1 pseudogene is annotated in these 660 nt (G+C 71.4%); it reads right to left on the bottom strand.

Annotated elements, in window-relative coordinates:
- Positions 1-501, bottom strand: a pseudogene (locus KVT32_RS28205) (chromosome partitioning protein ParB); the annotation flags it as partial.
- Positions 502-660 lie beyond the last annotated feature (159 nt).

Here is a 660-nt window from a genome sequence, read left to right on the forward strand (position 1 = left end):
TCCGACCACCTGATCGCGCCGCTGTTCCAGCTTCTCGGCCTTGGCCTCGTCCTCGGCGTCGCAGGCTTCTTCCAGTTCGGCGTCGATCTTTTCGAGGCGGGTTTCCAGCGAGGCGATGCGGCGGGCCTCGCGGGGGGTCGGCTCGCGGCGGTGGCGCGGGGCGTTCTGGAACGCCTGCCGTTCCTCGTAGGCCAGATGCGGCACGGCCTCCACCCATGCCCAGCCCTCGGCGCGCACGTCCTCGGCCAGCGTTGCCAGCTTGTCGCGCACGAGCGTTTCCAGCACTGCGGTATCGGTGAGGTAGGTTCCGGCATCGCCTCCCGCGAACAGGTCGGGGCGGATGCCGCCGCCTGCCTGCCGGTAGGCGTCCAGCCCGACGAAGCGCACCAGCGCGTGCGCGGCGTCGATTTCGCGCTCGGTCAGGCGCGCGCGCAGCTTGGACGGGCTGCGCTGCCATTCCGGCGCACCATAGAACGTGGCTTCCTGCGCGGCGTGGTCGTCGGCGAAGGGACACAGCAAGTCCGCCCCCTCACGCCACCCACGCACGCCGGTTTTCGGCAAGCGGAGCGCGCTGGCACGGAGCAGCGAGCCGGGCCGGAGGCGCCAGCGATGGAAGCCCGACAGGGGCGAGACTCGCGCAGCGAGGCTCAATGCGCAGCA

The sequence above is a fragment of the Achromobacter sp. GbtcB20 genome, from assembly GCF_019091095.1.
GTDB classification, from domain to species: domain Bacteria; phylum Pseudomonadota; class Gammaproteobacteria; order Burkholderiales; family Burkholderiaceae_B; genus Achromobacter; species Achromobacter mucicolens.